The organism is Parafrankia sp. Ea1.12, from assembly GCF_900465275.1.
Classification (GTDB): Bacteria; Actinomycetota; Actinomycetes; order Frankiales; family Frankiaceae; genus Parafrankia; species Parafrankia soli.
Genome location: NZ_UBIZ01000448.1, coordinates 1 through 2,634 on the forward strand (window position 1 = coordinate 1; position 2,634 = coordinate 2,634).

2 protein-coding genes and 1 pseudogene are annotated in these 2,634 nt (G+C 66.9%); all 3 read right to left on the bottom strand.

The window, feature by feature from the left end:
* Window positions 1–446: pseudogene (locus tag FMEAI12_RS26365) on the bottom strand (IS5 family transposase); the annotation flags it as partial.
* 290 nt (window positions 447–736) lie between these two features.
* Window positions 737–1,717 (bottom strand): MBL fold metallo-hydrolase, encoded by a 981-nt coding sequence (locus FMEAI12_RS26370; RefSeq protein WP_112108218.1) that lies wholly within the window; start codon window positions 1,715–1,717, stop codon window positions 737–739.
* Window positions 1,718–1,733: 16 nt separating this feature from the next.
* Window positions 1,734–2,522: an alpha/beta fold hydrolase gene (locus tag FMEAI12_RS26375; RefSeq protein ID WP_235014548.1), complete on the bottom strand. Its 789-nt coding sequence runs from the start codon at window positions 2,520–2,522 to the stop codon at window positions 1,734–1,736.
* Between the last annotated feature and the right edge of the window lie 112 nt (window positions 2,523–2,634).

Genomic DNA, 2,634 nt, shown 5'->3' on the forward strand with positions numbered 1-2,634 from the left:
GACGCCGACGACCAGCGGGAGACCGGCGGCGTCGGTGAGCACGTGCAGTTTCGAGCCGGCCTTGCCGCGGTCGACCGGGCTCGGACCGGTCAGCGAGCCCCGCTCGCTCGCACGCTCGCGGAGTCCACGATCGCCGAGGTCCAGTCCACGTTCCCTGCGTCGCCGTGGCGGTCGAGCACCGCCCGGTGCAGCCGGGGCCATAACCCCGCCCGGGTCCAGACCTGGAACCGGCGGTGCGCCGTCGGCGCCGACACCCCGAACGACGGTGGTAGATGCCGCCACGCACAGCCCGACGTCAGCACGTACACGACCGCGGTGAACACCGCCCGCTCGTCCACCGGAGCCGTGCCCCCGCCCTGTGGGCGCGGTGCGAAGGAGGGCAACAGAGGTTCCACGAGCTCCCAGAGTTCGTCCGGCACCAGCCGCAGGGCAAGGCGGTCGCTCACATCTCAAATCATGCAAGAAGATCCACTACATCCACGTGAGACACGCTCTTAGCTTGCCGCGCGCATCTGCCGATTGGTCTACGGCACCGTATGTCGGGGTTGGACGATTCCGCTGCAGGCTTAGCCCCCTACGTGGCTGGCTTCTCGGCCGGGACGTGCCGAGATATGCGCGTTTCGAGGCGTTCGGGGTCGTCAACGAGTTCGGTGGTGAGTGCTCGGTCGAGCGTGTCGCCGTGGTTGAGTACACCGGCGTGATGGGCGGTCCGCAAGGTGAGGCCAGTAAGAGATCGCTAGAACGACGGTTGTTGGTTCTCCGTCCTCGATGTGAGGTTGACGTGTCGGTTTCGTCTGTCACTGCCTCGGGTCGCATTGCCGGGGAGGAACACGAATTCGTCGCCGTCGAGGTCGAGACGGCCGTAGTGTGGTGCGGCGAAATGGGCTGGGAACAGCAGTGCGTCTTCTTCGTACAGCCTGCTGAACAGCCTCCGGCGGGTTTCTATGGCTGCTGCGAGGTCGTCGCAGCCTGGCAGGTGCAGCTTCGGCCTGGACACTTGGGCCGGGTGATGGAGCGCGTCCCCGGTGAGGTAGGCATGCGCACCCTCGGAGGTGAGGCGGAGCATCGAGTGTCCGAAGGTGTGACCGGGTGCTGCCTCGACCGACAGGCTCGGCGAGATCGGGTAGGGGGCGGAGATGATCTTGGCGAGGCCAGCTTCGACGACGGGACGTACGCATTCGTCGAACACGTTGAGGTCGCCAGTGGTGCCTGAGTCGGCCTGTGGGGCGCGGTCGGGGTCGGGTGAGCGTGTGTCCCAACGCCGGTATTCCGTGTCGACGAAGAGGTAGACGGCGTTCGGGAAGGTGGGTGTCCATCTCTCGTCGACGCGCATGGTGTTCCAGCCGCAGTGGTCGTGGTGCAGGTGGGTACAGAACACGACGTCGATTGTTTCCGCGGGTGCGCCGGCTGCGGCCAGGCGTTCGAGGTAGGGCAGGTCGAGGTCGTCGAAGTATGAGACGCCGCGCTTGCGGCCGTTGCCGTTGCAGGGGTCGACGAGCACGGTCAGGCCGTCGACGCGGACGACCCAGCTGTGGTTGGAGAACTGGAAGGTCATCGTCGCCGGGTCGAGGAATCCGTCGGGCAGCGGGGTGATGCGCCGAGCAATGAAGTCCTTGTCGTCTGTGAGTGCGATGAACGGGACGGGGAGGTATTGCTCTTCTACGCGGTCGATGCGGGCCGCGCCTACGCTGACGGTGGTGCCTGACGTTTCTGTCATGGGTTTACCCTTCCTCTTATGGCTGGGTCCCGAGACTGCCGTCGGTGGAGCTGGTCGGCGGCAACGCGCGGATCCATCGCGCGAGGCGGTCCCAGAGCAGGCGGCGGGTGCCGGCGGTGTTGTGGCAGTGCCCGGATTTCGGCAGCACGAACAGGGTGACGTCGAGGGAGGAGTAGTAGGCCCGGGCCTCGTCGTGGTGGCGGGGTGTGGAGTCGCGTTCGCCGAGGCCGATGAACACCGGGCAGCGGAGGCGTCCCGCGTGGTCGGAGGCGATGAACGGGACGATCGACAGTGGGCCGCTGACGCCTGGCAGGTGGGTGTTTGTCAGGTCGTCGGTGGCGATCACGTCTGCGGGTACGTCGTCCCAGTAGAAGTGGTGACGCATGGCTGTCATGGTCCGGTCGGCCGCGAACGGCGTGTCGAACGCGCCGGACCTGGCAGGCTCCATGATTGCCTCCAGGCTGGGCACGCCGAGCACGCCGGTGCCTATGCTGGCGTGGGTGTCGGCCCAGGTGATTATTGGTCCTACTGTCCCGTATCCGAGCGGTGCGACGGCGTCGAAGCTGCCGTGCAGTGACTGCTGGAAGATGGCGAGCATGGCGCCCATCGAATGGCCGACTCCTACGGTCGGGCCGAGTTCGAGCGGGCCGAGGTCGGGTAGGAGTGAGCCTTTCACGGCGCGCTCCGTCAGCTCGGCGAGTGTCGCCGCGTTCGCCGCCGCGACGACGTCGGGTGTGAGTTCGGCGGCTCGGGGGTGCCGGGAGCTCTCGCCGGTGGCGAGGTGATCGACAGCGATGACGAGCATGCCGTGGCCGCCATGTGCTCGCCGAAGCTGTAGCCGGTGCGGCCGGGGACTTCGAGGTGCCAGTACGCCTTCGTGTAACTACCGCCGGGCAGGCAGAAAAGTAACGGCACCG

What these genes read in the sequence shown, in the direction of transcription:
- FMEAI12_RS26370 (WP_112108218.1), bottom strand. Translation starts at nt 1,717, where the DNA reads ATGACAGAAACGTCAGGCACCACCGTCAGCGTAGGCGCGGCCCGCATC.
- FMEAI12_RS26375 (WP_235014548.1), bottom strand. Translation starts at nt 2,522, where the DNA reads ATGCTCGTCATCGCTGTCGATCACCTCGCCACCGGCGAGAGCTCCCGG.